Raw genomic sequence first — 26337 nt, 5'->3', positions numbered from 1 at the left:
GAACGTCTCGAACATGTGGACCAGGGTGCTGATCGAGTCGTATCTCTGAACGCGAGAATCAGGACGTAGGGCCGGCCGCGCGGACATACTGCGCGGCGCGCTGCGGCGCCACGCCCGCCATTCGCAGCAACACTTCCGCGCACGTCAGATCGGCCCGGTCGCCGAGTCGCCCGTCGACGATGCCGTGGATCACCTCGAAGGCCGCCGCCATGGACATCGTCAGCGTGGTCTCGAGGTCGTCGATGGCGAAAACGCCCTCGGCCACGCCGCGTTCCAGCAATGCGCCGGCCTGGGGGCGGATGATGCGCTCGAAGCGCGCTTCGGCTTGGCTGAGGTTCACCAATAGCCTTGCCAGACCGGGGTCTTCATAGGCGATCCGGACGATCGCCCGGGTCGAAGCGACGTGCGCCTCCGCTGGGTCGGCGAATGCGGGGGAGTCGGCGATCGAGTTCGCCAGGCCGACGAGCGTTTCCGCGATGACGGCTTCGACGATGTCGTCTTTGGTCTTGAAGTGGTTGTAGAAGGTGCCGAACGCCACGTCGGCGCGTTCGGTCACATCGCTCACCCGCAGGCCCTCGAGCCCCCGCTCGGCGATGATCTCGCGCGCGGCCCTGATCAGGTCTGCCCTCGTCTTGGCCTGCCTGCGCGCCGTGCGGGACGTGCCGCGCGCCGTTTCGGTCGTCACAAGACGAGTCTAGATCTGATTTGCTAATCATTCTTGAATGGCAGATCATTAATCGCTATGGTGAACCGGTGACCTTCGAGGGGCGGACCGCGATCGTCGGTGCGGGCATAGCCGGTCTGGGCGCGGCGCGGCGAATCCAGCAGTCGGGTGGCACACCCGTGGTGTTCGAGGCCGAGGACCGAGTTGGCGGACGCATCAAGACGATTCGCCGTGACGGCTTCGTGTTCGACGTGGGTGCCTTCATCTATCTCGGCAGCTACGCCGAGGCAACACACGAGATGCGCGATGTCGGGCTTGGTCCGCAGATGCACAAATTCGACGCATTCGGGGCGATGCCCCGCGGCGGAGAACTCAACTTCCTCGACCTGAGCAAGCCGCTGAGTCTGCTAAGGACCCGTTACGTGTCCGGTCGCGCCAAGCTGAAGCTCGCCAAGCTGCTGTTCTTCCTCGCCAGGCACTGGAAGGACCTCAACTACGCCGACGCGTCGGGCGTCGCGGCGATCGACACCGACACGGTCACCTCGTACAGCCGGCGCGAGCTCGGCGAGGAACTCCTGGATTACGTTGCCGCCGTGGTGGTCCGGGGCCCCTGGCTGTCGGACCCATCGTACGCGTCGGTCGGCCAGCTGCTATGGACGCTGAAGAACTTCTTCAAGCCCTACTTCTACGGCCTCGATGACGGCATGGACGCGCTGCCGCGGGCGATGGCGGCGCGGTTGAGCGACGTACGGCTGGCCACGCCCGTCACCAACGTCACCGACGCCGGCGACCGGGTCGAGGTGACGTTCGTCGAATCCGGCCGGGAGCGGACCGAGGAATTCGCCAACGCGGTCATCACCACCACGACCGGAGCCGCGCTGCGCATCTACCCACAGCTCTCCGGATTCGCGCGGGAATACTACGAAAACACCGATTACATCTGCAGCATCAATTGCCACATCGCGCTGTCGCAGCGGCCGTCGAATCCGGCGACTTACATCATGTGTTCGCCGCGCGAGCAGCCCGACCTGTGCGGCGTGATCGTCGATCACCTCAAGGCCGCCAACCGCTGCCCGGCCGGCAACGGCCTGCTGACGACGTTCTGTCGCCATGAGTGGTGCCTGGACAACCTGGACAGCCCCGACGACAAGGTCATCGACAGCGTCCTGGCTTTCATCGCGCCGTACTACGGCGACTTGAGTTCGCAGATCGTCGATTACGAGATCGGCCGCTGGCGTGACGTCGTGCCGATCATGCGTCAGGGGCGGTTCCGCGCGGTGGATCGCTTCATGCGCGAGACCGACCCAACGGCACGTGTTCAGCTCGCCGGCGACATCGGGCCGATTCCCGGCGTCAACGGGGCCTTGGTGTCCGGTCAAGCCGCCGGCGATCGGGTCGTTGACCAGCTGGCCGCGACCAGGAGCGTGGTGGTATGAGTGCCCTTCGCGTCAGCCAGGTCACACCGCGGCAGGCGCCCGCCGGCATGGACGAAGAGGCGTCACGCCCCTGGCGCCCCGTGCTCGCGTGGGCTGCCGCCGGTGCGGCGTTGCTGGTGTTCGAAACGGTGGTACTGGCGCGATGGGTGTTGGGTCCCAACTTCAAATCCACTCCGCCCGGTCCCGATCAGATTTCCGCGGGTCAACAGGTCCTCTTCATCGTGCTGCAGATCGCGGTGCCGCTCGCCGCCGTTGTCGCCCTGTACTTTTGGGTATTCCGTCCTTGGCGGCGCGAAGGACGCCTGACCACCGACGGCATGCTCACCTTGAGCGCCGGCATGGTCTTCTTCTGGGACATGTCGATGAACTACACGTCGGTGTCGCTGCTGTACAACTCGCACCTGGTCAACCGCGGGGCGTGGGCGAACGGATCGTGGCCGGGTTGGGTCAGCCCCAATGCGAATTACCTGCCGGAATCGCTGTTCATCACCATCCCCGGGTACGTCGCGTTGGTGTTCTCGCAAGTCGTCCTCGTGTTGTGGATCCTGCGCAAGATCAAAGCGCGCCGGCCACGCCTCGGCGTGGGCGCGAGCGTGGCGATCATTTTCTTCGGGCTGATCCTCATCGACACGATCATCGAAACCTTGCTGTTGCGCAGCGAAATATATGCCTATCCCGGGGGGATCCGAACCATCACGTTGTTCGCCGGCCACACCTACCAGGTGCCCCTGTCGGAGACCGTGCTGTTCGGGGGAGTCACGCTCGGCGCGATCGCGTGCCTCAGCCACTTCCGCGACGACCGGGGCCAAACGGTTGTCGAACGCGGCCTCGACAAGCTCCGCGTCGGCACGAAATCCAAGCAGCTGATCAAGTTTCTCGCGATCTTCGGCGCCGTGCACCTAGCCTTCCTGGTGCTCTACATGGTTCCGCAGCAATGGTTTGCGGTCCATTCCGGCCCGTTTCCCGCCGGATACAAGTCCTACATGGTCAACAACATGTGCGCCGCGGGCGGCGACGGAAGAACCTGCCCGGGCCCCGGCGTGCCCATGCCGAGGGGGCCATGGCGACCTTAGATCGCGGTCCTTCGGTCGATCGCCGAATCGCCCAACGCAACAGAGCGACCCTGTGGGTGGCTCACGGCGCGCTGTGGTTCGGGCTGATCTGCTATTGCTGGACGGCGTGGGTGGTCAGCGGCGACTTCAAGACCAACACGCTCGGACGCGGTCAGGAGCCCGGCTGGTACGTCGTTTTGATGCGCGGCTGGGAGGTCTTCGCGCTCGTCGTCACCGTTGTCATCCTGTGGGTCTTCGTGATTCGGCCCAAACTTCGGGATGGTCGCCTGTCCTTCGACGGATTGTTCGTGCTCGCATGCGGCTTGATGTTCTTCCAGGAGCCGTGGATCGACTGGACGAGTTACCAATTCCTCTACAGCACCACCTCGATCAACTTCGGCAGCTGGCTGGGCCACATCCCGGGGTGGAGCTCGCCGAACGCCGCGTTGATACCCGTGTCCATGTGGGCGGGCACGGCTTATTTTTGGCTGGTCGCGATCCCCGCGATGGCCGGCTCGCGATTCATGGGCTGGTTGACCCGGCGCACTCCGGGCATCAGCAAGCTGCGATTGATCGCATTGACATACCTGGTGTTTTGCGCGTTCGACCTCGTGCTGGAAGCCTTCATCACCCGAACCAATCTGTTCAGCTACGCCAGCGTCATCCCGCAGCTGAGCCTTTTCGCCGGAACCGATCACCAATTTCCGGTGTACGAAACGATCAGCTGGGCAGGCACATACGTGTTCCTATCCAGCGTCCATTTCTTCCGTGACGATCACGGCCGTTCGCTACCCGAACGCGGGATCGACGCCTTTCGGGTCGGCGGCGACCGGCTGAAGACCTTCCTGCGCTTCCTCGCGATCGTCGGCATGTGCCAGCTGTCGATCCTGCTGACCTACAACATTCCTTACCAGCTGTATGCGCTGCATTCGGACATGTCCAGCGTGTACCTGAAGCAACCGTGGCGGCTCGGCGGCGTGTGCGGCCCGAACACCGACTTCGATTGCCCGGGACCGGGCGTCCCCATCCCCAGGCGGGACAGCACGACCAACCGCGTCGATCAGAGCCATCCCAGCTCCGGCCCGAGGAGATAACGGCATGCTCACGCCCCAACCCCCGCTCGATATGGCCGTCGACAAGACCGCGGAATTCGGCATTACCGCGGCCCTGGCCGGCATCGTGGCCGTCGCCCTGGCCGTGTCGTTCATCGATTGGTATCGCACCGGTCGGCCACTCATGTTGTCTCTCATGCTTTCCGGGGGCGCCATCATGGTGTTCGAACCGATGGTCGACACCGTGGGCGGCTGCTGGTTCCCGTCGAATTCATGGACCGCGTTCAGCGCCTGGGGCCGACCTTTGCCGGTTTGGTTGTGCCTGGCGTACTTCTTCTACTTCGGCATCGCCACCTCCACGATCTGGACGGCCATGCGCAAAGGCCTGACACAGCGTCAGGTCTGGGTGGTGTTCTGCGCGGCGATGCTGGGGGACCTGGCCTTCGAAACCGTGCTGCTGACGATGAATCCCTATGTCTATTACGGGTATCAGCCTTTGCTGCTCGGTAGGTTTCCGCTGTGGTGGATGGCGGTCAATGCCGCCATCCCGCTCGTGCTCGCGGCGCTGATCTACCGCTTCGATTCCTACTTCCGCGGCCGGAAAACCCTCGCCGTCATCCCGTTGGCGCTGACCACCAGCGCGGCGGTGAACGCCGCGCTGGGTTGGCCGTCTTGGCTCGTCATCAACACCGACGTCGGCTGGCTGCTGACGCAGGTGGGCGGGCTGGCCACCTTCGTCGTGGCGTGCTACGTCGTCAAGCTGGTGGCCACCGTGGTGGCGAGTCCGGTCACCGGTCGCGAAGCATTGCCGCGCGCGACCCGGCAGGTGCCGACGTGAGCGTCACCGCCGCGACCGGGAGCACGGCGCGGGCCACGATCGCGGCAGACCGCGTGACCGTTCCCGCGAAATGGTGGGCGACGCTGGGCGCGGCGATCCTGGCGTTTCAGGCGTTCGTCTTGGTCCGCTGGCTCACCGGGCCGTACTTCAAGCACGTCGAGCCCGGGCCGACGCCGCTTCCCGGCTGGATGAAGGTCGCCCTCACGTTGTGCCAGATCGTGTTGCCGGTCGCCGGGATCTGTTGCCTGTACTGGTTTGTCGTGCGCCCCTGGCGACGCGAGCGGCGCGTCGGGCTGGAGGGGCTGATGGCGATCGCGTTCCTGACGCTGTCTTTCCACGACCCACTCAGCGCTTACGTCGGCCACTGGTACACCTACAACGCCTGGCAGGTGAACATGGGCTCGTGGCTGCAGAGCGTGCCCGGCGCGCTGTCACCGGGCACCCCGGATCACCAGGTCGCCTACCCGCTGCTCATCGTGCCCGGCGCTTACGTGGTCGTCTTCCTGCTGGTGACCGGCATGGGCGTGGCGATCATGCGCCGGGCGAAGGCGCGCTGGGCCACGATCCCGCGAATCGGGCTGGTGGCCATCTGCTTCGGGGTCATGGTGCCCTTCGACCTGGTTTTCGAGGGCATCGTCTTCATGCCCCTCGGCTCCTGGGAGTACCCCGGCGGACACGTCAAGATCTTCGCCGACACCTTCCACGCATATCCGCTGAACGAAGCGCTCACGACCGGCGCCATCTTCACGATGTTCGCCTGCATCAAGTACTTCACCAACGACCGCGGCCAATCGCTTGCCGAACGGGGCGCCGAACGGCTCGGGGGTGGACCCATGCGCGTCAACGCGGTCAGGGCGCTGGCCGTAATCGGACTGGTGACGCTCGCGATGACGCTGGGGTACACGATTCCGAACACGTGGTTCGGCGCCCACTCCACCGCCTGGAACAGGGACATCCAGACCCGCTCGTATCTGACCTACACGTGCGGCGAAGGTCCGGGCATCGCCTGCCCGGCCCCGGATATCCCGTTGCTGCGCAACGACAACCGCGACCGGGGCGCCAACGGCCGCGACTTCGGGCGAAACTACCCGCCGCAGTTCCGGTATAACCGCGGATAGCGGGGACCATTCAGGCCGAACGACAAGAGACCTCACGATGAGCGATCAGCGCATGCAGAAATGATGTCTCACGCTAGCCCGTACCGTGATGCGCTGACCACTGGGGCGGGACCGCAACCGCGCGCGGGAGACTTCGTCCTGCAACGCGATCGCTTTGAACAGCAAAACCGCCATCACGATCATCCATGCGAAGAACGTGACCACGGGTGCCCAGAACGCCAACAGGCCGTTCCGGCAAAAGGACCCGAACGGGTGAGAAAGGCGATAGCGCCGGCCTCGAACATCAGCGCCGTCCATGCGGTGTAGTACCCGAACCACCGTGGAAACAGGGGTATTCGCGGTGTTGGGTATGAGGGCGACCGCGATCGCCACCCACATGAAAATGTAGTACTGATCCGTCATGACGAACGTCAGCATCGCAAGCTCGCGCATGATCGCGGCGATCTCGGGGGTCCGCGTCGGGGTAAACGCCGCGACGCCCCAGTAATCGGGGGAAGCACCAACGGGATTGACATCAAAGTGCCACCGGCGAGCGCGAGGGCCGCACCGACAGCGAGGATGGTCGGCGTCGTGCGGTGCAGGGGTTGATCTTCACCGCGGTGTATTCGCGGCACATGTTCGTATGGCCGACGTATCGGCAGACGCTGAACGATGTGGTCACGGGGTTCGAAGCCGCGTGGGCATTCTTTGGCGGGGTGTTCGCCGTGGTGATTCCCGAAAGTATGAAGGCCATCGTCGAGCGCGCGGATGCGACCGATCCGAAGCTCAATGACGCGTTCGGCGAGTGTGCCCAGGCCCGAGGATTCGCGATAGACCCAACCCGCATCCGGAGCCCCAAAAGACAAATCCAGGGTGGAGCGGATGGTGCAGTATGTGCGCGACAACTTCTTTGTCGGAGAGGACTTCCGGGATCTCGGTGACTGCCGCGCTCGCGCCGAGGACTGGTGTGGGCAGGTGGCGGGAATGCGGCTGCACGGCACCACCCGGCGACGTCCCGCCGAAATGTTCGCCGCCGAGGAGGCGCCTCAACTCAAACCGGTGCCCGAGGAGGTGTTCGACATCCCGACCTGGACGCACCCCAAGGTGGCCCCGGATCGGCATCTGCAGGTCGTCAAGGCGCTCTACAGCGTTCCCGGTGAGCTGGTCGGGCGTCGGCTGGATGCCCGCGCCGATGCGCGCACGGTGAAACTCTACTGGCGCGGTGAGCTGATGAAGGTCCACCCAGTGATGGCGCCGGGACGTCGCCACACCGACCCCGCCGACCTACCGGCCGAGGTATCGGTCTATGCGGTGCAGGACCTGAACACGCTACTGGGGCCGACAGCAAGTTCGCCGCGAGGGCCCGAGTCGCCTTGCATGCGGTCGATACGTCACGGTGACGTTTTGTAGCGCCAATCCGGCTGTGCATCAGTATATTTCAGTCCTCTCTTGGATAATTCTATTGTCCATGGAATTGCCTCGGCTAACGGGTACGCGCTTCCGGTGGCCCAGGCCATTGCGCCCGGCGACGCGAGGGGTTGGTGCAAGTTCCTAGCGTGGGGATGCTGTTGAGATACCGAGCTCGGCTGCTGCTGAGAGCATCCGGGTGTCATAGGTGATGACCGCGCGTAATGAACTGCCGGCTCGCTGTGCGGCCGCGAGGTGGATGGCATCGAGGCTGCGCAGGTGCGATGGTCGCAGGGTGCCCGCGTCGTCGAGCAGCTGTCGCGTCAGCATCACGGTGTCCAGTCTCTCGAGTATGTCACGAGCGGCAGCGATGGCCCGGGCCCCGCTTGGTGCCACGGCGCGGATCAGCTCCGTGCGCGCCAGCGCCGCTGAGAACCAGCTGTCGTCAGCGTGCGCGCTCAGAAAATCCTTCAGAGCTTGCGATTCTTTTTCTTTGACAACGAGTTTGACCAACGCCGAGGTGTCTAAATAGATCCGCATGCGCTAGCGCTCGTCACGTCGAAGCCGCGCAAGGCTTTCAGAGGCACTCTGCCGATATGCCGCGGGCTTGAGGTCGTCGGCTTCCATTGGACGAGCCGCCCTGACAACTTCGCCAGCGTTGATAAGGTCCTCCCAAGGATCGCCAGTGATTGGCACCAGACGCGCGATGGGATGACCGCGGTCAGTGATCTCGATCGATTCCCCGGCAGCTACGTATTCGAGATACTTGCTTGCGTGTTGGCGCAGTTCGCGTACCCCTATCGTCTTCATGTGCTACATGGTAGCACATGAAGACGATAGGTAAACCGGCTAGGTAACCCTTTCGGTTCGTTCCGGTTGAGCCCGATCGCTTCACTGAGCGAATGTGACTTCCGTGAAAAAAGCCAAGGTCCTGGGCCCCCGAGCCGCGCGGGTGGTGGAGGCGCCGGTGGCGCTGTCCGGGCAGCGGCTGCGGGTGGTCGAGTACGTGCGCGCGCGCTCCCCCGTGCGGGTCGTGGATGCCGCCGCGGCTCTTGCCTTGAGTTCGTTGACGTCCTGGCTGCGTAACTTGACAGCAAAAGCTCTGGCTAGCTTGAACGTTCGCTGCATTTCGACGTGTCCGTTACAGACTTGGCGATCGCGCTAGCCTGTCCGCACAACACCGCTCGGGGTGTCGGTCTTGCCCCGCCGACGCCGCTGTGCACGGTCGCCACGATTGACCTCAATCACCGTGATCGTTTCTGCGTAGAGGTAGCGCGCCAGCGCGGCGCCATAAGATCCAGTGCACTCCACCCCGGCCCGACGCACCGACCCGGACCCGCGTGCCCACGCCAGCAGCTGACGATAACCCGCGGCAGTGGTCGGAAACGTGCAGGTCGCCAGCAGAACCCCCAAGGTGGTCAGCACCGCTGCAACGTGTACGTCCTTATGAAGTGTCGACCTCGAGGCTAGGCCCCAGACAACGCGGACCCGTTGCCGCCAACGCCGCGACACCGACTCTGGCGTCGTTGTGGTCAGCACCCTGACCTCATTCACATCCGATTCTGGGGCACTCCAATCAATTTAGCGGCGCACCACCAGCAGCGAGCATAAATCGGCGACCGATATGGCCGCGTCGGGAATGAATCGCGTCAAGGGGGCGAGTTGGCCACTGCCGATGACGGCCAACTGGATGGGTTCTGGGCTCTCGGCAATGAACTCGGCGACTCCGCCGGGTGCGCGCATCGTGTGAACCCGCACTTCGGGGAATCGGTGCCGCCATGACTTCAGGCGGTGGTCTAAGCGCTCACCGCTGGTGAGGGCTGCCCCGACACCCAGTGCCATCAGCGGGGCGTTGCGCAGCCCGGCTTCGAAGAAGCCAGTCTTAATGATCAGATCACTATCGGGCGAATTATCAACGCTAACAACAATCCACCCGCCGCCCGGTGTGGACCTTGTGTCGTCGGGACAGATGATGGCCACTGGGCAAAACGCCGCGTTGCCCAGGGCAGCGGCGGTTGATCCCAGTACGTGGCCGACGCGTGGGATGCCCAGTGAGCCCACACACACCAGTTCTGCCGCGCGTGATTCGCTGATCAAGCCTGCCCGTGGTCCCGCGGTGACAACGCTGGATTCGACTTTGACGGTCTTGCCGGTGGCGGCCACCGCCGCCGCGGCGGCGCGCAGCATCGGTTCGGCGTCCATGAGGTGCCGCCGAAAATCCTGGCCCGGCCCGGACGGCATGACCGTGGAATCGGCGGCATGGATTAGCCGCAATGGCACATCTCGGGCGATGGCCTCGTCGGCGGCCCACAGGGCCGCGGCGATGGCCGCATCTGAACCATCGATACCCACCACGACCGACGAAGGCACATGCGACGGGGCCACATCCATTCTCCGTGGATGCCGAGCTGGCCCATAACAGCCCTGATGTTCAGTCATGAGCGACGCCGGGGATGCGTGGGGTTGAAGGCGGTGACCGCAGCCGGCGCTTCGACGTGGGACTGCCCTGTGGATTGAGCAGGTTCACTCATCGCGACCTTCCTGCCGAGAGTTCCTCAGGATGGGTGAGGCTAGGGTAGCCAGCGGTGCCCGGCCCGTACAGGGTCGTTAGCCCTCTGCTAGGGGCCATAGGTCCCGATCCGGACCTCGCACAACCGCTTTGGTGATCGCCACCGTCGGCCTCGAAGCCCAACGGCCCCACGAGGCCGCGAGCCCACCCCGGCGATAATCACCGAATGCACTTCAAGTGGGTGAGCGAGCTTCCCACGGACACGTTCACTCTAGGCTTGCCGTGGTGGCCGCCGTTGCGGTTGTTGAACTTTAGGCTGCGGCTCATCGCTAGCGCTCAGCGACGCCAATAGCTGCCCCCTCACGCGAAGGGCTTGGTCATCCAGGACATGCGGTGGCCAATACATTCAGCTGGCGACCGCAGTCCTTGTCGTTGACGGCAGGCGGACCACTCGCCGGAAAATTTCATTGCTCGGCTTGTGTCGAACTCGACGCCGATTACCGATCTGATCCCGCCGAAGAGCTCTCTTTCCCTCCTCCGCAGCCTTGATGCACGCTGATGGAAGTCATGCGCCGGCCGCCTGAGCGTGATGACCATGTTGTGCCTGTCTCGGCCCACCGGCGAGCTGATGTATGTCCGAGGTGGATTCGATTCCGGCGCGGGCTCGCCAAACTGCGGCCATGATGGCCGGCACCGATCGCCGACTTGCGCTGACAAACCTGCGCATCCCCACCGTCATCTTGCACGGTCAGCAAGATCGGCTGATCCGCCCCGACGGTGGACGCGCTAACAGCCGCATTCGCTGACCACCTTGTCCGGCAGCGGCATCGACGCCGAGTAGGTGCGGTAGGCCAGGATGCCCATCACCAAAAAGCCGAAGATCATCACCAGGGCGACACCCTGAATCCAGCCTCGCCCAACCAACGGCTGCGAAGATGACTGATCGGAAAGTGACGAGTGTGCCGGCTGTGCTGCCATGACGACGACCTCTTTCGCGAGGGGGATGTATCGGCAGGTATGCGGAACGCGACGAAAACACAGTACTCGAATTCTTATCTATTGAGAACCAATCCGGCTGTTTAGAAGTGGAATATCCCTGCACGACAGCACCTTCCGCCACTGACGTCACCTCAGCCAAGGTGGCGGGTTTCGATGCGGCCGCCTTGATGGGTTTCAATCCCGGCCATTAGCCCGCCTGCCCGCGCGAACTCGGCTGATTGCGGCTGATTTCGGCCACCGCCAGGTCCACGACTTCGGGCACGGCCGCCGCGACCTGCGGGGTCAGGCCGATGCCGTGGCCGGTGTCGGCCACTTCGATGGCAAACAGGACAAACTCGTCGGGCACTCGTCCAAGCGCCTGACCAAGCGCATGGGTGCGGCCGATATCGACGCCGTGCGAACTCAGCCCGCCGGGCGCGGCAAGTGCCTCACCCAAGGTGCAGCGGCGAACGCGGCCCGGCCCTGACGGGGTCGCGACCGCGGCGTCGATCACCACGGCTAGCCTGGCACCAGACCACGCCTCAAGCAGACCCATAGGTTCCACGATGCCGGTCACCACCTCAACGCCCGGCAAGGCGAGGTCGTTCAGCGCGGCGGCGGCGGCGATACCCACGCCGTCGTCGCTGCGGTAGGTATTGCCGAGTCCGACAACGACGATCTCCCCGGTCATTCCCGATGCACCGTCAGCGTCAAGAAATGCGCGGAGCATGAGATGCACGGGTCGTAGCTGCGAATCAATCGCTCGCACATCGCGGTCAGCGCCGCATCGTCGAGAGCGAGATTGTCGGACACGAGACGGGCCAGGTCGGCTTCGATGGCCGCTTGGTTCTGAGAGGTCGGCGGGATGATCGTCGCCGCGGAAACCAGCCCGTCCTCGCCGATCCGGTATCGGTGATACAGCAGGCCGCGGGGCGCCTCGCTGACCCCATGTCCGACACCGGCTCGCGCCGGGACCTCGACGAAAGGCCGCGACGGACGCTGGTACTCGGCGATGATCCGCAGCGCCTCTTCGATCGCATAGACCACCTCGACCGCGCGGACGATGATGCTGCGGAAGGGATTTCGGCACTCGGACGCCAGGCCCGCGTTCGCGGCCGACTGCGCGGCGATCGGCGAGAGCGCGGACGAGTTCAGCGAAAACCGCGCCAGTGGCCCGGTCAGGTAGCGGCCGCCATCCAGTGTCGCATGCAAGGCGGTGGAGTACGGCACCTGCGACTCGGCGACGTGGCCGGGGAAATCGGCGACCGGAAACGACGAGCCCGCGCTGCGCGTGATCTCCCCATTTTCGATCGGGTACCTTCCGGACGCGGTAAGTGCTAACAACTCGTGGTCAAGCTCTAGGTCGGGGAACTCAAACCCGGACACCCACTCCACCGTTGCCAGCGCGCTGTCCAGGGCACGGCGCAGCTGTTCGGCCACCGGCTTGAAATCCATTCGGGTTGGCACAGAATAGAACCCGCCCAGCCGAACGTTGATGGGATGTATTGCCCGCCCACCAACGAACTCCATCAGCTGATTGCCGACCTTCTTCAGCGCCAGCCCCCGCTCGACCACCGCGGCATGGTCGCGCGCCATGCCTACGATGTCGGAATAGCCGAGAAAGTCTGGTGCGTGCAGCAGGTAAATGTGCAACACGTGACTATTGATCCATTCCCCGCAGTACAACAACCGCCGCAGCGCGGCGACGTCATCGTCGACCTCGACGCCACAGGCGTCCTCGATCGCGTTGCAGGCGCTGACCTGATAGGCGACCGGGCAGATTCCGCATACCCGCGCGGTCAGGTCGGGCGGCTCGGTATAAGCACGTCCGCGCAGGAAGGCTTCGAAAAACCTTGGGGGTTCGTAGATGTTGAGTTCGACGCTCTCTAGCGCCCCGTCCTTCAGCGTGACGTGCAGCGCGCCTTCGCCTTCCACCCGGGTCAGTGTGCCGACGCTCAGCGTGCGGGTGGACGGATTCACCGCTCGTTCCGTTCGGCGGCGAAGTTGGCGACGTTGAACGTCGAGAACACCCGGTCGACGGCCCCGTCGGACATCCCGTCGCGGCGCAGCAGCGGGATCAATGTCGCAGTTCGGGGTGCCGCCGACGGGCCGAAACAGCCGAAGCAGCCACGATGGTGGCGGGGACACAGCGCCCCACAACCCGCGTGGGTGACCGGGCCGAGGCACGGGATTCCTTCGGCGACAACGACACACGTCACACCGCGGAGTTTGCATTCAGTGCACACCGTCTTGGCCGGAAGCCGGGGTTTGCGCCCGATCAGCAGGGCCGCGAGGGTGTCGAGCAGCTGGCCGCGGTCGATCGGGCAGCCCTGCACCTGGTAATCAACCTTGACGTGCGCCGACGCCGGCGTGGAGGTCGCCAGTGTGTCGATGTACTCCGGCTTGGCATAGACGACGGAACTGAACTCCGCGACGTCAGCGAAATTGCGCAGCGCCTGCACTCCCCCGGCCGTCGCGCACGCGCCGATAGTGACCAACAGCTTTGACTGTTCCCGGATTTCACGGATGCGTTGCTCGTCGTGGCGGGTGGTGATAGATCCTTCGACCAGCGACACGTCGTAGGGGCCGCCGACCATCGCACTGGAGGCCTCGGCGAAGGTGGCGATCTGCACTTGGTCGGCGAGGGTGAGCAGCTCGTCCTCGCAGTCCAGCAGTGTCAGCTGACAACCATCGCAGGAGGCGAACTTCCACACGGCCAGCGTGGGTCGGCTCATCTAAAGCTCCTTCACCCGCAACAGCGGGCCCGCTATGTCGTAGCCGACGACAGGCCCATCTCGGCAAAGCAGTAGCGGTCCCAGCTGGCAATGACCACACCAACCGATTCCGCACTGCATGTTGCGTTCCAGTGAAACCCGAATGTCCTCGCCGGGTACGCCTTTCGCCATCAGGACCTCCGCGCCGAATCGCAGCATCGGCTCCGGCCCGCACAGGAATGCGGTGGTGCGATCGGCGTCCAACTCCAGTCGGCTCAGCGGCGCGGTGACCAACCCGACCTCGCCGCTCCAGCCTGGTGTCGGGGCGTCGACGATCAGATGCAATTCGATCTGCGGTTCTTCGGCCCACTTTTCCAGTTGCGCGGCGAACACGAAGTCGGCCCGCGAACGCGCACCCACGATGAGCGTCACCTTGCCGTAGCGCGACCGCTGCGCCAGCGCGCCGAGCACCGCCGGGCGCAACGGACACAAGCCCACGCCGCCGGCGACCATGACTAAATCCCGACCAGCGGCTTCGGCCAACCCCCACGTGGTGCCGAAAGGACCCCGCACCCCGATGACAGCGCCGGGTTCGGCATCGTGCAGGGCTCGACTGACCGCGCCGACCGCGCGGATGGTGTGCGTGATCGAGCCGTCGGTCACCGTGGGATCGCCGCTGATCGAGATGGCCGCCTCGCCCACACCGAACGCGTAGAGCATCATGAACTCGCCCGGTTGCGGAGTCCGTAGTGCTTCGCCGATCGGAATCAGGGTCAGCGTCGCCGAATCTGGGCTCTCCACAACGCGGTTGCACACCCGATACGGGACCGGCGCCATCGCGGACGCCAGTGGAGCGGAGCTGATCGCCCCGTCAGGCATCGTCGGCCATCTTGTTCATCTCGGCGGTGATGTCGATCCCGGTCGGACACCAGGCGATGCATCGCCCGCAGCCAACGCAGCCTGACATGCCGAACTGGTCGTGCCAGGTGCCCAGTTTGTGGGTTAACCAATGGCGATAACGTGATGCGCCCGACTGCCGGACGCTGCCGCCGCCGTGGATGAAGGTGAAATCGAACTCGAAACACGACGCCCAGTGCCGCCAGCGTTCGGCGTGCTCACCGGTAAGGTCGCTGACATCTTCGGTGCTGGTGCAAAAGCACGTCGGGCACACCATGGTGCAGTTTCCGCAAGTCAGGCAGCGGCTGGCCACCTCGTCCCACTGCGGCGACTCGCGTGACTCGATCAGCAGGTTGCGCAGATTTACGTTCGGCATCTGGCGACCCATCCGATGCGACGCCGCCGCGACATCGCTGCGCGCGCAACGGATTTCCTCACTCGTGGCCGCCCGGTGCGGGATGGCCGAGAGCACCTCGGCGCCCTGTTGACTGCCGATGTCGACCAGGTACGACGGCACGCCAGCTTCGAGGCGCTCTGTTAGGGCGAGGTCGTAGCCCGGTCCGACCGCGGGGCCGGTGCCCATCGATGCGCAAAAGCACAACCCGCCGGGTTCGGTGCAGTTCGCCGCGACAACGAAGGCCAGTCGCCGCCGGCCGACAAAAGAGCTGTCAGGATACTCAGAACGGCCTAACACCCGGTCAAGGGTGGCGATTGCGGCCAGGTCGCACCCCCGCACCCCGAGGAATGCGTACCGCGGGGCCTCCTCGTCGGCTTGCGCATCGCTGGTCCCGTCCCGAGCACCGGCCCACAGTCGCTGCCGCGGCGGGTGCAAGAACTGTTTCCAGGACTGTGGCCCTGCCGAATGCCCGAACGCCGCGTCGTCGTCGCGCCGGCGCACCCGGTAGTGCCCCGGACCCACATCGACGCCCCAGCCGCGCGGCAGATCGTCCGCCGAGTCCAGTTCGGCCAGCACGATCGCGTTGTCTCGCAACGTCGGACCGACCACGCGGTAGCCACGCTCGATCAGCACCTCGACAAGGCGATGCAGCCCAGCCGTGTCGAGCAACGCGGCTTCGGGATTTTCACCGTGCCTGCTCATCGACACATCATCCGTCCGGTCGACGTGCTGCGCATAGAGGCGTTTGTCCTACGAGCCGAAATCCGACGACCATCAGTGCTGGTTTGTGCGGCCTCCGTCTTCTTCCAGGCATCTAAGCTGATGCTCCCAGTCAGCGTCGCGTGCTCGATCGAGCCGTAGAAGCACGCCAGACAGAACCGATGTGATCCCGACTCCCACACACAGCAGCATCGCGAGTGCAGCCCCGGACGCGTCGCACACGGCATGCCATGTCGGGGTTGGCGGCTCTACTTGATTGCCGTCCCCGTCCACCCAGATCTGGACGCGGTCACCGACGTTGACCGCAGCGGTGAGCTCAGCCGGGCCGGTGTGCAAGCCAGCCGCGACCGGCCACCTGACGTCTCCGACGGTCATGCTCGAGCCCTCGATCTGCTTGTCGATGACTGTTGCCGGGACGGTGTGTCGCTCATGCGCCTCCTGGGCGTACCGGCTCTCACTCGCGCTATAGACCGCAGCGGCCACCACACCCGCGGCGGGTATCGCAAGCAGCGACACCACGAGCGCGGCCAGCCTGACCAAGGCCTCGATGCGATCGGCCCGCCGAATCAACGGATTGCGACCAAAGATGTGGCCGATCCGCCAGCAGCGCGGGTCTAACGTGAACGTGTCCATCACAACTCCCTTGAGCCTCAACCATTCAAGGTTTCGCCCGACTATCGTCGGTCCTCGCGTCTTCGGCATCGAGAGTCGTTTGACCCTGCATGCCATGGCCGGGAGTCATCAAAATCGCGAGTCACGTTCCGCCGACTAGTTCGCGCCGTCGAAGTGGTGGAAGCGCGCCGCGCGCCGTCGGATGCGATGGTCGCGTCCGCGGGCGCGATGAGGCTGCCCGACGAGGCGTATCGGCTCGGCGTAGAACATGACCTTGGCCAGTTCCACAAGAACCAGATAACTGATCACGAAGGCGCCCAACACGGCATAGAACTGCCACGGCAGTGGCGTGAAGCCCAAGGTATGAGCCGGCGGTGAAATCGTGAGCACGACGCCGATCGCGACCACCGCGAAAGTGGTGATTGCCAGCGCCAGGCTGGGCCGACTACGCAAGAACGGAATCTTACGAGTGCGAATGGCGAAGATGATCAAAGTCTGGGTGGCAAGCGATTCCACGAACCAGCCGGTGCGGAACTCGATGGCGCCCGCGTGCAGCACTCCCAACATCAACCCGAATGTCAAGAAGTCGAACAGCGAGCTGATCGGGCCGAAGATCAGCATGAACCGGCGGATGAACGCGACATTCCAATGCGACGGTGCCTGTAACTGCTCCTCGTCGACCCGGTCGGTCGGAATTGCCAGCTGCGAGCTGTCGTAGAGCAGATTGTTCAACAGGATCTGGCTGGGAAGCATCGGCAGGAACGAAAGCAGCGCCGAGGCGGCGGCGGCGCTGAACATATTGCCGAAATTGCTCGATGTACCCATGAGCACGTACTTGATGGTGTTGGCGAAAATCCGCCGGCCTTCCGCCACCCCGGTGGCCAGCACACCGAGGTCTTTTTCCAAAAGGACCACGTCGGCGGCGTCCTTGGCGACATCGGTGGCACTGTCGACCGAGATTCCCACATCGGCCGAATGCAGGGCCAGTGCGTCGTTGACGCCGTCACCCAGGAAGCCGATAGATCGCCCGTGGCTTCGCAGCGAGACGATCAGCCGTGCCTTCTGCTCGGGGGAGATGCGAGCGAAAATGGTGTGGTTTGTCGCGGCATCGGCGAATGCGTCGTCGTCGAGCGCCTCGAGCTGGGCGCCGGTCACGGTGCCTTTCGACGCCAAACCGAGCTCAGCGCAGACCTTTTCGGCAACCCGCGGATTGTCCCCGGTGGCGATCTTCACCTCAATGCCAAGGTCCGCCAGCGCGGACAAGGACGGGCGTGCGGCTGGTTTGGGTTCGTCGGCGAAAACCAGAAACCCCGCCAACAGCAGATCGCATTCGTCGCCGGGCGTGACGGTGGTCAGCTCGGCCGCGGGTTTTACAGCGACGGCCACCACCCGACGCCCCGCGGCAAACAAGGTCGCGAGGACGTCGGCCGCGGTGGTCGGGGTTGCCCGGCATTGGGCCAGCACCTGTTCGGGCGCGCCTTTGACCACGAGCACCCGTTTGCCATCGTCGTCAACCAGCACCGAGGTCGCGCGGCGCTCATGGTCGAACGGCAGCATCGCCACCCGGTGCACCCCGCTGCCCACCAATTGCTGTGGCTGCGGGGACTCCCAAAGCGCGGCGTCGAGCGGGTTGGCGCTGACGCCACCCGATTCCGGGTCCACGTCGGTGGCCAGCAGCCCAAGGCGGCGGACGGGCTCGCTGTGCGCACCGGCGAGGTCAACCGTGTCGAGCAGGCGGATCCGGCCTTCGGTCAGGGTTCCGGTCTTGTCGGTGACCAAGATGTCGATGTCGCCGAGATCCTCGATGCACACCAACCGCTTGACGAGCACTTTGGCCTTGGCCAGCCGCCGCGACCCGGTCGCGAGGCTGGTGCTGACCACGGCGGGCAGGAGTTGCGGCGTGATGCCGACCGCGATCGCCAGCGAGAACAGCACGGAATCGATGACCGGCTTCCGCAGAAGTAGGTTGCTGATCAAGATGACGACAATTAGCGCGACCGCGACCTGCAACAACAGGTAGGAGAACCGGCGCAGCCCGACCTGGAAGCCGGTTTCCGGCTGCCGCTCATCCAAACCCGCTGCGATGCGCCCGAATTCGGCGCGCCTGCCGGTGGCGTAGACCACCCCGGTCCCCTCCCCGGCGCTGACGATGGTGCCCATGAAAGCCAGGTCGGTTGATTCGGCTAGTTCGGTGCCGCCAGGTACTGGTTGCGGCGATTTTTCCGAGCCGGTCGATTCCCCGGTCAGGATGCTTTCGTTACATTCCAGACCGCTGCCGTCGATCAGCCGGACATCGGCCGGTACGGCCTCGCCCAGCGACAGCCGAATCACATCGCCCGGAACCAGGTCGGTGACACTGATCGTGGCGAATTCCCCGTCGCGGCGCACCACGGCCTTGTGCTCCATTTCCGCATGCAACTTGGCGGCGGCCCGCTCGGCGCGATACTCGTTGACAAAGCCCAAACCTATGCTGGCCGCCAGAATCACGCCGATGATCACCGCCTGCGTGCTGTCGCCCAAAAAGAACGAGACGATCGCCGTGCCGGCCAACAGGATGAGCACCGCGTTGCGCAGTTGACGACCCAACACGGCGAGAACGCTGACACGATGGGTCCGCACCGCATTCGGGCCGTAACGCGCTAGTCGGGCGGACGCCTCCGTACCGGACAATCCGGCGGCCGAGGTGTCCAACCACTGCAGGACCTCGTCAACGGAGGCCGCGGCGACCTGCTTGGCGGTCAGCGCCGCAGAGCCTGGCGCATCAATCACCATTGGCGCGAACGACATTGCGAGGCCCTCCTCGATTCGGGTCCGGGATGCGGCGACGTCTCACTCGCTGTCGGCCATCCACTCCACGAAGTCGGAGAGTTCGCGTCGCGGCGTCGACGGCAAGGGGTCCGCGTTGATCGGCGCCCAACCGACCCGCAGCAGCATTTGCGGATAGCTGCTATCGCCGAAGATTTGGGAGCGGACCGCCTGACGTGTTTCGGCCATCTCCAGCGGCTCGGTGACCGGGCAACTCGCCAAGCCCATCGATGTCGCGGTCAGAAGCACGATGCTGGTTGCCTCACCGCCGCGCAGCTGGGCCAGCCGGTCGTCGGCCCGAGTTCCCAGCGCCAGCACGACGGCGTTGTCCTCGGCGGCTGACGAACCCGACGGCATCGGCAGCGCGGAACCGGCAAAGAACCGACCCGGTATCTTCGCGCTGCGGTCGGATTTTGGGGTATTGCGGGCCGGGACGCCGGCCACCGAGGCGTAACGCCCACTCCACCTGGCCAGTTCGGCGAGATAGTCATGGTTCATGTGATCCCAGACAGATTGAGCCACGATCGTACGCAGTTTGTCGGTGTCTTCGACTTGACACAGCGTCACCCCATTGCGAGCGGCCCGGGCGGCCATCAACGCGATATCGCCCACCGGTACCGGCCAGGAACTGTAGTGGCGCCGGTCAGTTCGCCGCCTCGGTATCGCCGCGGCAAGCGCAATATCGACGGGATCGGCCGCAGAGCTCGACAATTCGATCGAGGCGAGGTGATTAGGGTCAGCCGGATTGGGCAGGCGGGTCACCTTGGCTCGCCAACCAACCGCCGCGAAAGCAACGACGCAGTGATTCAACGCCGCACCGCAACTCAAGATTAGATCGCGGCATTCCGGATCGGTGTTGGGCAGTTGCCGGTTCGCGTCGGAGTAGAGATGCAGGCTTTCGGCACCCACGAGCCACCGCCACGGTTGCGTGTTATGGACGGACGGAGCTCGCGATGCCAGAGCCAAAACCGTCCGAATTGTGCCCGCATCGGGGAAACCTGCTTTCATCGCCTTCGGTCCCTTCCATACAACGTCTATCAACGATTGCGTATTTGCGCAGCACGGACGAGAGGACGATGTCCCCCAGTCCGGAAGGACTTTGTGCCACGAGCGCCTGGGCAAGACACGGTTATGCGGTGCGGAGCTACGCCGCGCCGCGACGTCCTTGGCGTAGTAGATCGCAGCCTGCCGAAAGCCGTTCACGCCCACCCGGACAGCCATAGTGATCTCCTCGTAGTTGTGTGGTCCCGGCGCCCCAGCGGTTGGCCGCCACCCCGAGTTTGGCCGGGCTTGCCGCCGAGCAGCAGAGGACAAAGTCCTTGCTTCCCGGCATGCAGGACCGGCTATCCGGGGTTCGAAGAGCAACTGCGCCGCGAGGCTGCGCAGAAGTCAGGTCTGGGTCGCGGCCCGCAGATGGGCTCGCTATGCCGCGCGATGCGGGATTCTCAAGTGGGCCGACGTCGCGCTAGGTCGACTTGTCGGTCGTGGCGGGCTTTTCCGTCTCTTCGGCAGCCTGGCCCCGCGCGGCCACCGCGCCAGCGATCGATGTGGCGGCGATGGTCAGCAGGGCTCCGAACATCAACGCCGACGATTCGCCCGCGGCCAGCAAATGTCCCTCGGTACCGATGGTGGCGGCGGCAACCGGCACACCCAGCTGCGAGGCCGAGAGCACCGCGAGCGTCAGCGGCTGGCCGAAAAGCCTTCCGGCGCAATGCGCCAGCACCGCACCGAGACCCAGGCCAATCCCGAGCAGGATGAATTTCGGGTGCGAACCCAGATCGCGGACCTGCAGCGTGGCACCCAGCCAGACGAAGAACAGCGGCCCGAAGAACCCCTCGGTGATGCCGAAGAGCTGACGCGCCAACCGGCGCGGCTCTCCGATCAAAGCGATCACCAAGCCCAGCGCGAACCCCGCCAGCATGATCGACACGTGGCTGCTCACCGCGAGCGCCGCCAGCGCGAACAGCACGACGAGGTTGAACCGCAATTCCAGAGCGAATCGGCGGTCTTCCGAATAGCGGTGCACCCGCTGGGTCCAGCCACGGCGGTCGATTACCCGAAGCAGCGCATACAGGACGACGGCGCAGCCGGCGATCCCCAACGCACCGAGCGCCGCCGTCGGAGCCCGCTTACCGTCAATCACCAACGGCAGCAAAACAATACAGGCGGCGTCCGCGACGGCGATCTGCGCGGTCACGGAAAGCACGTGCGGTCCGCGCAGGCGCAGGGAATCGATCACCGGCAGCGCCACCGCCGCCGACGACGAGGCCATCAGCACCGCGTACAGCGCCGCGTGGCCGGTGCCGAACCCGGTGGCCAACCCGACACCCAACGCCGCCGCGACGCCGCCGGCGACCACCGCGCGGCCCGTAGCCTTGGGCACCGCCGCGCGCAGCGCGCCGCCGCGCACCGGGACGTGGGTGCCGACGACGAACATCATCAACGCGAAGCCGATGTTGGCGAGGAGCTCGAAGGTCGGATTGGCGACGTCGACGACGCCGAAGCCGGTCCTGCCGATGATCAGTCCCGCGGCGAGCTCGCCGACGACCACCGGGATCCGCAGCCGCGGCACCGATGCCAGCAGCGGGCCGGCGAAGCCTATCGCGGTCAGCAGCGCCAACGTGTGGAACCCGAACGCCGCCACGTCAGCGGCCGTCCCGCGGCGCGGCGCACCTCGCAGTCAGCATCGTGTCATTGTGCAAGAGCCGCCGGGTTCCCATCCGTGTTGCGACGCCGACGCTGGACCATCCGCGTCACAGACACTCGAAACCTTCCCCGAGAACTTGACGGTTGGAGATGCTAGCCGCAAGCCTGACCGTCGCTGCCGGTCGACAGCGGCGGCCACGTTGCCATCGGCTTACGCCGGAAGACCCATGAAAGTGCCGAACACGACCGGCGCGAGCGACGCCGTGGCACCGACGCCCGATGTCGTCGCCGACGAATCGGTTGAGGCGGCGCTGGGATGCCGGGAAGCCTGATACATTGATAAATGTCCTCTACATTCGAGTATCGGGGCCGTCACTGCCCGCAAGTTGGACGCCGGGGATCTCGTGGTTGTCAGCAATTTGGGTACACACCAGCGACAGGCACACGCCAACGCTCCGACATACCGATGCCTGCCAGCTCGACCATTAAGGGGGAAACGTTATGCAGATGAGCGGCAACACAATCTTGGTTACCGGAGGTGGCACCGGGATCGGCCGTGGGTTGGCCGAGTCCTTTCATCGGCTGGGTAACGACGTGGTCATCGCCGGGCGCCGCCGCGAACCACTTCAGACCGCCAGCGAGGCGAACCCGGGCATGCAATTTCTGTTGTTGGACCAGGGCGACGCGGCCGACATCGCCCGATTTTCGGCGGAACTGTTCGACCGCTACCCGGACCTGAACGTGTTGATCAACAACGCCGGCATCCAGCTGCGGGAGGACCTGACCGCAGGCGATGCCGGCGCGGCCGAGCAGACCGTGGCGATCAATTTGCTCGGGCCGATCCGGCTCACCGCGGCACTGCTGCCCGCGCTGCTCAAACAACCGCGCGCCACCATCCTCAACGTCACCTCGGGTCTCGCCTTTATGCCGCAGGCGCTGACACCCACCTACTGCGCCACCAAGGCCGCGCTGCACTCCTACACCCAATCGCTGCGCTTTCAGCTGCGTGAATCCCCCATTCAGGTGATCGAGATCGTTCCGCCGAAAGTGCAAACGGCGCTGCAGGGCGAGCACGGATTCGACCCCGCCGCAATGCCTTTGGACGACTACATCGCCGAGACGATGACGCTGCTGCACAACCAGCCGGACGCCGACGAGATCGTCGTCGAGCGAGCCAAGGGGTTCCGGTTCGCCGAGCGCAGCGGCAAGTTCGATGAAATCCATACCTCGTTGAACACCAAAATCTATGCCGAGCTCCGCCCTACATCTGGAAGCTAGTCAATTCCAACTTTCGAGGAGAACACCCCATGCAGGTCTTGATGGTCGGAGCGACCGGGACTTATGCCCACTGGGTATTGCGCGCCCTCACCGACCGTGGCGTCGTCGTGCGAGCGTTGGTCCGCAATGAGGAACGCGCGCAAGTCGCGCGAGACAACGGTGCCCACGAGGTCGTCATCGGTGACCTCGCCGAGCCGGCCAGCCTCTCCCCCGCGGTCGCCGGGGTCGACGGTGTCTTCCACATCGGCCCCGGGCATGCCGCCGGCGAGGCCGACATGGGTGTGGCGATGGTCAATGCCGCCCGGGCCGCCGGTGTGCGAAAGTTCGTGTTCTCCGGGGTGATTCACCCTTCGATCTCGGCGCTGACCAATCACGCCGCCGCCAAATTGCCCGTCGAGGACGCGCTTTACACCTCGGACCTCGACTTCACGGTGCTGCAGCCGGCCCGGTTCATGCAAAACTTCGACTTGTTTTGGAACGACGTCGTCGAGCACGACCGGTTGTCGCAGCCCTACGCCCTCTCGTCGAGGTTTTGCTGGGTGGATTACCGCGACGTCGCCGAGGTCGCGGCGATGGCGATGACCGGCTCCGAACTCAGCTACGGCACGTTCGAACTTTGTGCCCCGGGAAACTTCGACAGCTACGAGGCCGCTGAGATGCTCAGTGAGGTTCTCGGACGGCCGATCACCGCCTCGCGACTCCCGGCGGAGCAGTTCACTTCGACAATGCCCGAAGGAGCCTTCCGCGACGGCATGACCCGCATGCTGGCCCACTACGACCGCCACGGCCTACCGGGCGGCAACGCTTTGGTGTTACGCGCGATTCTTGGCCGGGAACCTCGATCGTTGAAGGACTACTTTCGCGAACTGGCGTCGCGCTGAGACAGAACAACCGCGACATCCCAAGGAGTCACATGGTCAAGTCGTGGATGTTCTACATCCCCGGTGTACGCCACCTTGCCGTGGCAGGCAAGGGTGATCCGGCGCCGCGCGCAACGCTTTCTCGATGAGCACCTCGAACGGACACCCTGGGCCGGGCCAGGGGAATCGCCTACCGGTGCAGGAATTTTTGCCGGTCAACTATCACGCGATCGATTTCACCGTGGGCAACAAGCTGCCCTGAATCGTCAGTGGCCTTCACTTGGAAAGTGAGAAGTCGCCCATCGGTCGGCATTGGCTCGGCGGTGACCTCCACGATGCCGCCAACGTGGGTGGCGCGCCGGTGCTCGATGCGCACCGCGGTGCCAACGGTCGTCTCGCCAGGATCCACGAACGGCGCGGCCGCTTGCACCGTGGCCGCTTCCAGCCATGCGATTAGCCGTGGGGTCGCAAGCACCGGCACATCGCCGCTGCCGACCTGCGCGGCGGTGTCGGCGTCGGTCACTTCGTAGCGCATCACTACACGCTAACGCTTTCGCGTCGTCGCCGGGCCGCTAAGGCGTTGAAAATTAACAAATTTGGCTTATGGAACAACAAGCTCGGTGTATTGATGACTCGAATTACTCGCCAACTCACAGCTGCTCGTATGCCACCCCGCAGAGTCCATAGTTAGCGTCGTCTCGGTCGTTACTGAGCATGGGATAGGGGGTTGTGCATGGGCCGCGCGCACCGCATTTCGAATTGGGATCCCGAGGACGCTGTGGCATGGGAGGCCGGCAATAAGAAGGTCGCGCTGCGCAACCTGATTTGGAGCGTGTTCGCCATGCACGTCGGCTATTCGGTCTGGTCGATCTGGTCGGTGATGGTGCTATTTATGCCCCGGTCCGTATACGGCCTTTCGCCGGCGGACAAGCTCCTGCTGGGCGCCACCGCGACCCTCGTCGGTGGCTGTCTGCGCATCCCCTACGCGGTGGCAGTGACGAAGTTCGGCGGCCGTAACTGGATGGTGTTTTCCTCGCTGGTGCTGTTGATTCCGACGGTCGGCACGATACTGCTGCTGGCCCACCCCGGGCGGCGACTGTGGATGTATGTGGTGTGCGCGGCGCTAACGGGCATGGGCGGCGGCAATTTCTCTGCAGCGATCGCCAATGTCAACGTGTTCTACCCGCAGCGACTCAAGGGGCTGGCGTTGGGAATTGCCGGTGGCGGCGGCAACATCGGGGTGCCGGTGATCCAGGTCGCGGGTCTGGTGGTGCTGGCGACCGCCGGCAACCGGCAACCCTACTGGGTATGCGGGATTTACTTGGTACTGCTGTCGCTGGCCGCGTTCGGGGCGTCCCTGTTTTTAAACAATGTGGAGCTGCCCCGCGGTGAGCACAGGCCCATGCGAGCGGCTCTGGTTCAGCGCGACACTTGGGTCCTTTCGATGCTCTACGTGACGACTTACGGTTCGTTTATTGGGTTTTCCTTCGCCTTCGGCCAGGTGCTGCAGATGAACTACTTGGCCGCGGGGCAAGGTGCTCTCCAGGCGTCGTTGCATGCCGCTGAAATCGCTTTCCTGGGACCGCTCCTCGCGTCGCTGGCCCGAATGTACGGCGGCAGGCTTTCTGACCGCCTCGGCGGCGGCCGCGTCGCCTTGGCAGTGCTGTTTGGCATGATGGCCGCCGTCAGTGTGCTGATCGCGGTGAGCAGTCACGCCGACCACCGCTCCGGTGTCTTGGGCGCGAGCACCATGACCGGCTACATCATCGGCTTCATGGCCTTATTCGCCTTATGCGGGATCGGCAACGGAGCGGTCTACAAGATGATCCCCGCGGTCTTCGAGGTACGCAGCCGCTCGGTGAAGGCCACCGACGCCGAATGCCGCCACTGGGCACGCGCGATCTCCGGCGTCGTGATCGGAGTCGTCGCCGCGATCGGCACGCTCGGTGGCGTGATGATCAACATGGCGCTGCGGCAGTCTTACCTGAGCACCGGCTCGGAGACAACGGCGTTCGGGTTTTTCTTGTTGTGCTACCTCGTCGGGTCGGTGTTGACGTGGTCGATGTATGTGCGGCGCTCCTCCGCCGTCGGGTCGACCGTGACACGTGCCCAGGCGGCGCCCGAACTGTCCCCCGCCGAGATTTGAGCCGGTCCTAGACGACCCGCGACTACCAACCCCGTGGCGGCAGACGCATGTCTCGGGACATCTGTCAACGATGTCCCGAGACATGACATTGGTAGCGGGGACAGGATTCGAACCTGCGACCTCTGGGTTATGAGCCCAGCGAGCTACCGAGCTGCTCCACCCCGCGTCGGTAAATGACAGGTTACCGAAACCGCGTGGCGACGGCCAAATCGCGCCCTGACCTGGACCT

General features: G+C 64.7%; 25 protein-coding genes, 1 tRNA gene and 2 pseudogenes. 10 read left to right on the top strand and 18 right to left on the bottom strand.

Annotated features, from left to right (window positions below; all coding sequences use genetic code 11):
• Window positions 1–58 precede the first annotated feature (58 nt).
• Complete coding sequence (locus AWC19_RS10805) at window positions 59–685, bottom strand: TetR/AcrR family transcriptional regulator (RefSeq protein WP_085078044.1); 627 nt, start codon at window positions 683–685, stop codon at window positions 59–61.
• A 68-nt stretch (window positions 686–753) separates the two neighbouring features.
• Here AWC19_RS10805 and AWC19_RS10800 point away from each other — a divergent pair, with 68 nt between their 5' ends.
• The 5 genes from AWC19_RS10800 to AWC19_RS10780 are packed head-to-tail and all read left to right on the top strand — an operon-like array spanning window position 754 to window position 6160.
• Window positions 754–2100 carry a protoporphyrinogen/coproporphyrinogen oxidase gene (locus AWC19_RS10800; protein ID WP_158090857.1) on the top strand — a complete coding sequence of 449 codons (1347 nt, stop codon included), beginning with the start codon at window positions 754–756 and terminating at the stop codon, window positions 2098–2100.
• Window positions 2097–3173, top strand: a complete 1077-nt coding sequence (locus tag AWC19_RS10795) for a spirocyclase AveC family protein (protein WP_085078042.1) — start codon at window positions 2097–2099, stop codon at window positions 3171–3173. The genes AWC19_RS10800 and AWC19_RS10795 overlap by 4 nt, the downstream gene beginning before the upstream one ends.
• Window positions 3161–4246: a spirocyclase AveC family protein gene (locus AWC19_RS10790; protein ID WP_085078041.1), complete on the top strand. Its 1086-nt coding sequence runs from the start codon at window positions 3161–3163 to the stop codon at window positions 4244–4246. The genes AWC19_RS10795 and AWC19_RS10790 overlap by 13 nt, the downstream gene beginning before the upstream one ends.
• Window positions 4247–4250: 4 nt before the next feature.
• Complete coding sequence (locus tag AWC19_RS10785) at window positions 4251–5042, top strand: hypothetical protein (RefSeq protein ID WP_142281114.1); 792 nt, start codon at window positions 4251–4253, stop codon at window positions 5040–5042.
• Window positions 5039–6160, top strand: coding sequence for a spirocyclase AveC family protein (locus tag AWC19_RS10780; protein ID WP_085078039.1), 1122 nt, complete (start codon window positions 5039–5041; stop codon window positions 6158–6160). Before AWC19_RS10785 ends, AWC19_RS10780 begins: the two co-directional genes overlap by 4 nt.
• Before the next feature lie 45 nt (window positions 6161–6205).
• On the opposite strand, the gene AWC19_RS10775 is transcribed toward AWC19_RS10780, so the two are convergent.
• Entirely contained in the window at window positions 6206–6592 is a 387-nt protein-coding gene (locus AWC19_RS10775; protein WP_085078038.1) for a hypothetical protein, read from the bottom strand.
• A 429-nt stretch (window positions 6593–7021) separates the two neighbouring features.
• Here AWC19_RS10775 and AWC19_RS30525 point away from each other — a divergent pair, with 429 nt between their 5' ends.
• Window positions 7022–7549, top strand: a complete 528-nt coding sequence (locus AWC19_RS30525; RefSeq protein ID WP_245848892.1) for a Mu transposase domain-containing protein — start codon at window positions 7022–7024, stop codon at window positions 7547–7549.
• 141 nt (window positions 7550–7690) lie between these two features.
• Here the strand turns inward: AWC19_RS30525 and AWC19_RS10765 are convergent, their stop codons facing one another.
• Together AWC19_RS10765 and AWC19_RS10760 are read right to left on the bottom strand one after the other, a co-directional pair.
• Entirely contained in the window at window positions 7691–8086 is a 396-nt protein-coding gene (locus AWC19_RS10765) for a type II toxin-antitoxin system VapC family toxin (RefSeq protein ID WP_085078037.1), read from the bottom strand.
• 3 nt (window positions 8087–8089) lie between these two features.
• Window positions 8090–8356, bottom strand: a complete 267-nt coding sequence (locus AWC19_RS10760; protein WP_085078036.1) for a type II toxin-antitoxin system Phd/YefM family antitoxin — start codon at window positions 8354–8356, stop codon at window positions 8090–8092.
• 142 nt (window positions 8357–8498) lie between these two features.
• Between AWC19_RS10760 and AWC19_RS30520 the strand changes: the two are divergent.
• Window positions 8499–8618 (top strand): annotated as a pseudogene (locus tag AWC19_RS30520) (transcriptional regulator); the annotation flags it as partial.
• Between the two features lie 89 nt (window positions 8619–8707).
• Here AWC19_RS30520 and AWC19_RS29640 read toward each other — a convergent pair.
• The 12 genes and pseudogenes from AWC19_RS29640 to AWC19_RS10695 form a co-directional block, all read right to left on the bottom strand.
• Window positions 8708–9058: an IS110 family transposase gene (locus AWC19_RS29640; RefSeq protein ID WP_264072193.1), complete on the bottom strand. Its 351-nt coding sequence runs from the start codon at window positions 9056–9058 to the stop codon at window positions 8708–8710.
• Window positions 9059–9127: 69 nt separating this feature from the next.
• Entirely contained in the window at window positions 9128–9937 is an 810-nt protein-coding gene (locus tag AWC19_RS10745; protein WP_158090855.1) for a universal stress protein, read from the bottom strand.
• A gap of 910 nt (window positions 9938–10847) precedes the next feature.
• A pseudogene (locus tag AWC19_RS10740) lies at window positions 10848–11033 on the bottom strand (hypothetical protein); the annotation flags it as partial.
• A 208-nt stretch (window positions 11034–11241) separates the two neighbouring features.
• Window positions 11242–11724 (bottom strand): hydrogenase maturation protease, encoded by a 483-nt coding sequence (locus AWC19_RS10735; RefSeq protein ID WP_085078032.1) that lies wholly within the window; start codon window positions 11722–11724, stop codon window positions 11242–11244.
• Window positions 11721–13013 carry a Ni/Fe hydrogenase subunit alpha gene (locus AWC19_RS10730; RefSeq protein WP_085078031.1) on the bottom strand — a complete coding sequence of 431 codons (1293 nt, stop codon included), beginning with the start codon at window positions 13011–13013 and terminating at the stop codon, window positions 11721–11723. The genes AWC19_RS10735 and AWC19_RS10730 overlap by 4 nt, the downstream gene beginning before the upstream one ends.
• Window positions 13010–13768 (bottom strand): NADH-quinone oxidoreductase subunit B family protein, encoded by a 759-nt coding sequence (locus AWC19_RS10725; protein ID WP_085078030.1) that lies wholly within the window; start codon window positions 13766–13768, stop codon window positions 13010–13012. The genes AWC19_RS10730 and AWC19_RS10725 overlap by 4 nt, the downstream gene beginning before the upstream one ends.
• The gene (locus tag AWC19_RS10720; RefSeq protein ID WP_085078029.1) at window positions 13769–14626 is read right to left on the bottom strand and encodes an FAD/NAD(P)-binding protein; all 858 of its coding nucleotides are present in this window, start codon (window positions 14624–14626) and stop codon (window positions 13769–13771) included. It lies immediately after the preceding gene.
• Window positions 14619–15743 (bottom strand): 4Fe-4S dicluster domain-containing protein, encoded by a 1125-nt coding sequence (locus AWC19_RS10715; protein WP_085078070.1) that lies wholly within the window; start codon window positions 15741–15743, stop codon window positions 14619–14621. Before AWC19_RS10715 ends, AWC19_RS10720 begins: the two co-directional genes overlap by 8 nt.
• A 72-nt stretch (window positions 15744–15815) precedes the next feature.
• Window positions 15816–16394, bottom strand: coding sequence for an Rv1733c family protein (locus tag AWC19_RS10710; protein WP_142281113.1), 579 nt, complete (start codon window positions 16392–16394; stop codon window positions 15816–15818).
• A gap of 135 nt (window positions 16395–16529) precedes the next feature.
• A complete protein-coding gene (gene mgtA, locus AWC19_RS10705; RefSeq protein WP_085078027.1) occupies window positions 16530–19160 on the bottom strand; it encodes a magnesium-translocating P-type ATPase in 2631 nt (876 codons plus the stop codon).
• Window positions 19161–19202: 42 nt separating this feature from the next.
• On the bottom strand, window positions 19203–20186 hold the full coding sequence (locus AWC19_RS10700) for an Acg family FMN-binding oxidoreductase (RefSeq protein WP_085078026.1): 984 nt from the start codon (window positions 20184–20186) through the stop codon (window positions 19203–19205).
• A 457-nt stretch (window positions 20187–20643) separates the two neighbouring features.
• Window positions 20644–21822 (bottom strand): cation:proton antiporter, encoded by a 1179-nt coding sequence (locus tag AWC19_RS10695; RefSeq protein ID WP_085078025.1) that lies wholly within the window; start codon window positions 21820–21822, stop codon window positions 20644–20646.
• A gap of 503 nt (window positions 21823–22325) precedes the next feature.
• On the opposite strand from AWC19_RS10695, the gene AWC19_RS10690 reads away from it, so the two are divergent.
• Entirely contained in the window at window positions 22326–23102 is a 777-nt protein-coding gene (locus tag AWC19_RS10690; protein WP_085078024.1) for an SDR family oxidoreductase, read from the top strand.
• Window positions 23103–23131: 29 nt separating this feature from the next.
• Complete coding sequence (locus AWC19_RS10685) at window positions 23132–23983, top strand: SDR family oxidoreductase (protein WP_085078023.1); 852 nt, start codon at window positions 23132–23134, stop codon at window positions 23981–23983.
• Between the two features lie 169 nt (window positions 23984–24152).
• On the opposite strand, the gene AWC19_RS10680 is transcribed toward AWC19_RS10685, so the two are convergent.
• Window positions 24153–24497: a thioesterase family protein gene (locus tag AWC19_RS10680; protein ID WP_085078022.1), complete on the bottom strand. Its 345-nt coding sequence runs from the start codon at window positions 24495–24497 to the stop codon at window positions 24153–24155.
• Window positions 24498–24695: 198 nt separating this feature from the next.
• On the opposite strand from AWC19_RS10680, the gene AWC19_RS10675 reads away from it, so the two are divergent.
• On the top strand, window positions 24696–26108 hold the full coding sequence (locus tag AWC19_RS10675) for an MFS transporter (RefSeq protein ID WP_085078021.1): 1413 nt from the start codon (window positions 24696–24698) through the stop codon (window positions 26106–26108).
• A gap of 89 nt (window positions 26109–26197) precedes the next feature.
• Here the strand turns inward: AWC19_RS10675 and AWC19_RS10670 are convergent.
• Window positions 26198–26274 (bottom strand) — tRNA-Met (locus tag AWC19_RS10670).
• Window positions 26275–26337 lie beyond the last annotated feature (63 nt).

The sequence above is a fragment of the Mycobacterium palustre genome, assembly GCF_002101785.1.
In the GTDB taxonomy this organism is placed as follows: domain Bacteria; phylum Actinomycetota; class Actinomycetes; order Mycobacteriales; family Mycobacteriaceae; genus Mycobacterium; species Mycobacterium palustre.
Note: the sequence above shows the minus strand (reverse complement) of the source record. Positions and strands in the feature narration are given on the sequence as shown.

What these genes read in the sequence shown, in the direction of transcription:
- AWC19_RS10795 (WP_085078042.1), top strand. Translation starts at nt 2,097, where the DNA reads ATGAGTGCCCTTCGCGTCAGCCAGGTCACACCGCGGCAGGCGCCCGCC.
- AWC19_RS10790 (WP_085078041.1), top strand. Translation starts at nt 3,161, where the DNA reads ATGGCGACCTTAGATCGCGGTCCTTCGGTCGATCGCCGAATCGCCCAA.
- AWC19_RS10785 (WP_142281114.1), top strand. Translation starts at nt 4,251, where the DNA reads ATGCTCACGCCCCAACCCCCGCTCGATATGGCCGTCGACAAGACCGCG.
- AWC19_RS10775 (WP_085078038.1), bottom strand. Translation starts at nt 6,592, where the DNA reads ATGCGCGAGCTTGCGATGCTGACGTTCGTCATGACGGATCAGTACTAC.
- AWC19_RS30525 (WP_245848892.1), top strand. Translation starts at nt 7,022, where the DNA reads ATGGTGCAGTATGTGCGCGACAACTTCTTTGTCGGAGAGGACTTCCGG.
- AWC19_RS10765 (WP_085078037.1), bottom strand. Translation starts at nt 8,086, where the DNA reads ATGCGGATCTATTTAGACACCTCGGCGTTGGTCAAACTCGTTGTCAAA.
- AWC19_RS10760 (WP_085078036.1), bottom strand. Translation starts at nt 8,356, where the DNA reads ATGAAGACGATAGGGGTACGCGAACTGCGCCAACACGCAAGCAAGTAT.
- AWC19_RS10745 (WP_158090855.1), bottom strand. Translation starts at nt 9,937, where the DNA reads ATGGATGTGGCCCCGTCGCATGTGCCTTCGTCGGTCGTGGTGGGTATC.
- AWC19_RS10735 (WP_085078032.1), bottom strand. Translation starts at nt 11,724, where the DNA reads ATGACCGGGGAGATCGTCGTTGTCGGACTCGGCAATACCTACCGCAGC.
- AWC19_RS10725 (WP_085078030.1), bottom strand. Translation starts at nt 13,768, where the DNA reads ATGAGCCGACCCACGCTGGCCGTGTGGAAGTTCGCCTCCTGCGATGGT.
- AWC19_RS10720 (WP_085078029.1), bottom strand. Translation starts at nt 14,626, where the DNA reads ATGCCTGACGGGGCGATCAGCTCCGCTCCACTGGCGTCCGCGATGGCG.
- AWC19_RS10715 (WP_085078070.1), bottom strand. Translation starts at nt 15,743, where the DNA reads ATGAGCAGGCACGGTGAAAATCCCGAAGCCGCGTTGCTCGACACGGCT.
- AWC19_RS10710 (WP_142281113.1), bottom strand. Translation starts at nt 16,394, where the DNA reads ATGGACACGTTCACGTTAGACCCGCGCTGCTGGCGGATCGGCCACATC.
- mgtA (WP_085078027.1), bottom strand. Translation starts at nt 19,160, where the DNA reads ATGTCGTTCGCGCCAATGGTGATTGATGCGCCAGGCTCTGCGGCGCTG.
- AWC19_RS10700 (WP_085078026.1), bottom strand. Translation starts at nt 20,186, where the DNA reads ATGAAAGCAGGTTTCCCCGATGCGGGCACAATTCGGACGGTTTTGGCT.
- AWC19_RS10690 (WP_085078024.1), top strand. Translation starts at nt 22,326, where the DNA reads ATGCAGATGAGCGGCAACACAATCTTGGTTACCGGAGGTGGCACCGGG.
- AWC19_RS10685 (WP_085078023.1), top strand. Translation starts at nt 23,132, where the DNA reads ATGCAGGTCTTGATGGTCGGAGCGACCGGGACTTATGCCCACTGGGTA.
- AWC19_RS10680 (WP_085078022.1), bottom strand. Translation starts at nt 24,497, where the DNA reads ATGCGCTACGAAGTGACCGACGCCGACACCGCCGCGCAGGTCGGCAGC.
- AWC19_RS10675 (WP_085078021.1), top strand. Translation starts at nt 24,696, where the DNA reads ATGGGCCGCGCGCACCGCATTTCGAATTGGGATCCCGAGGACGCTGTG.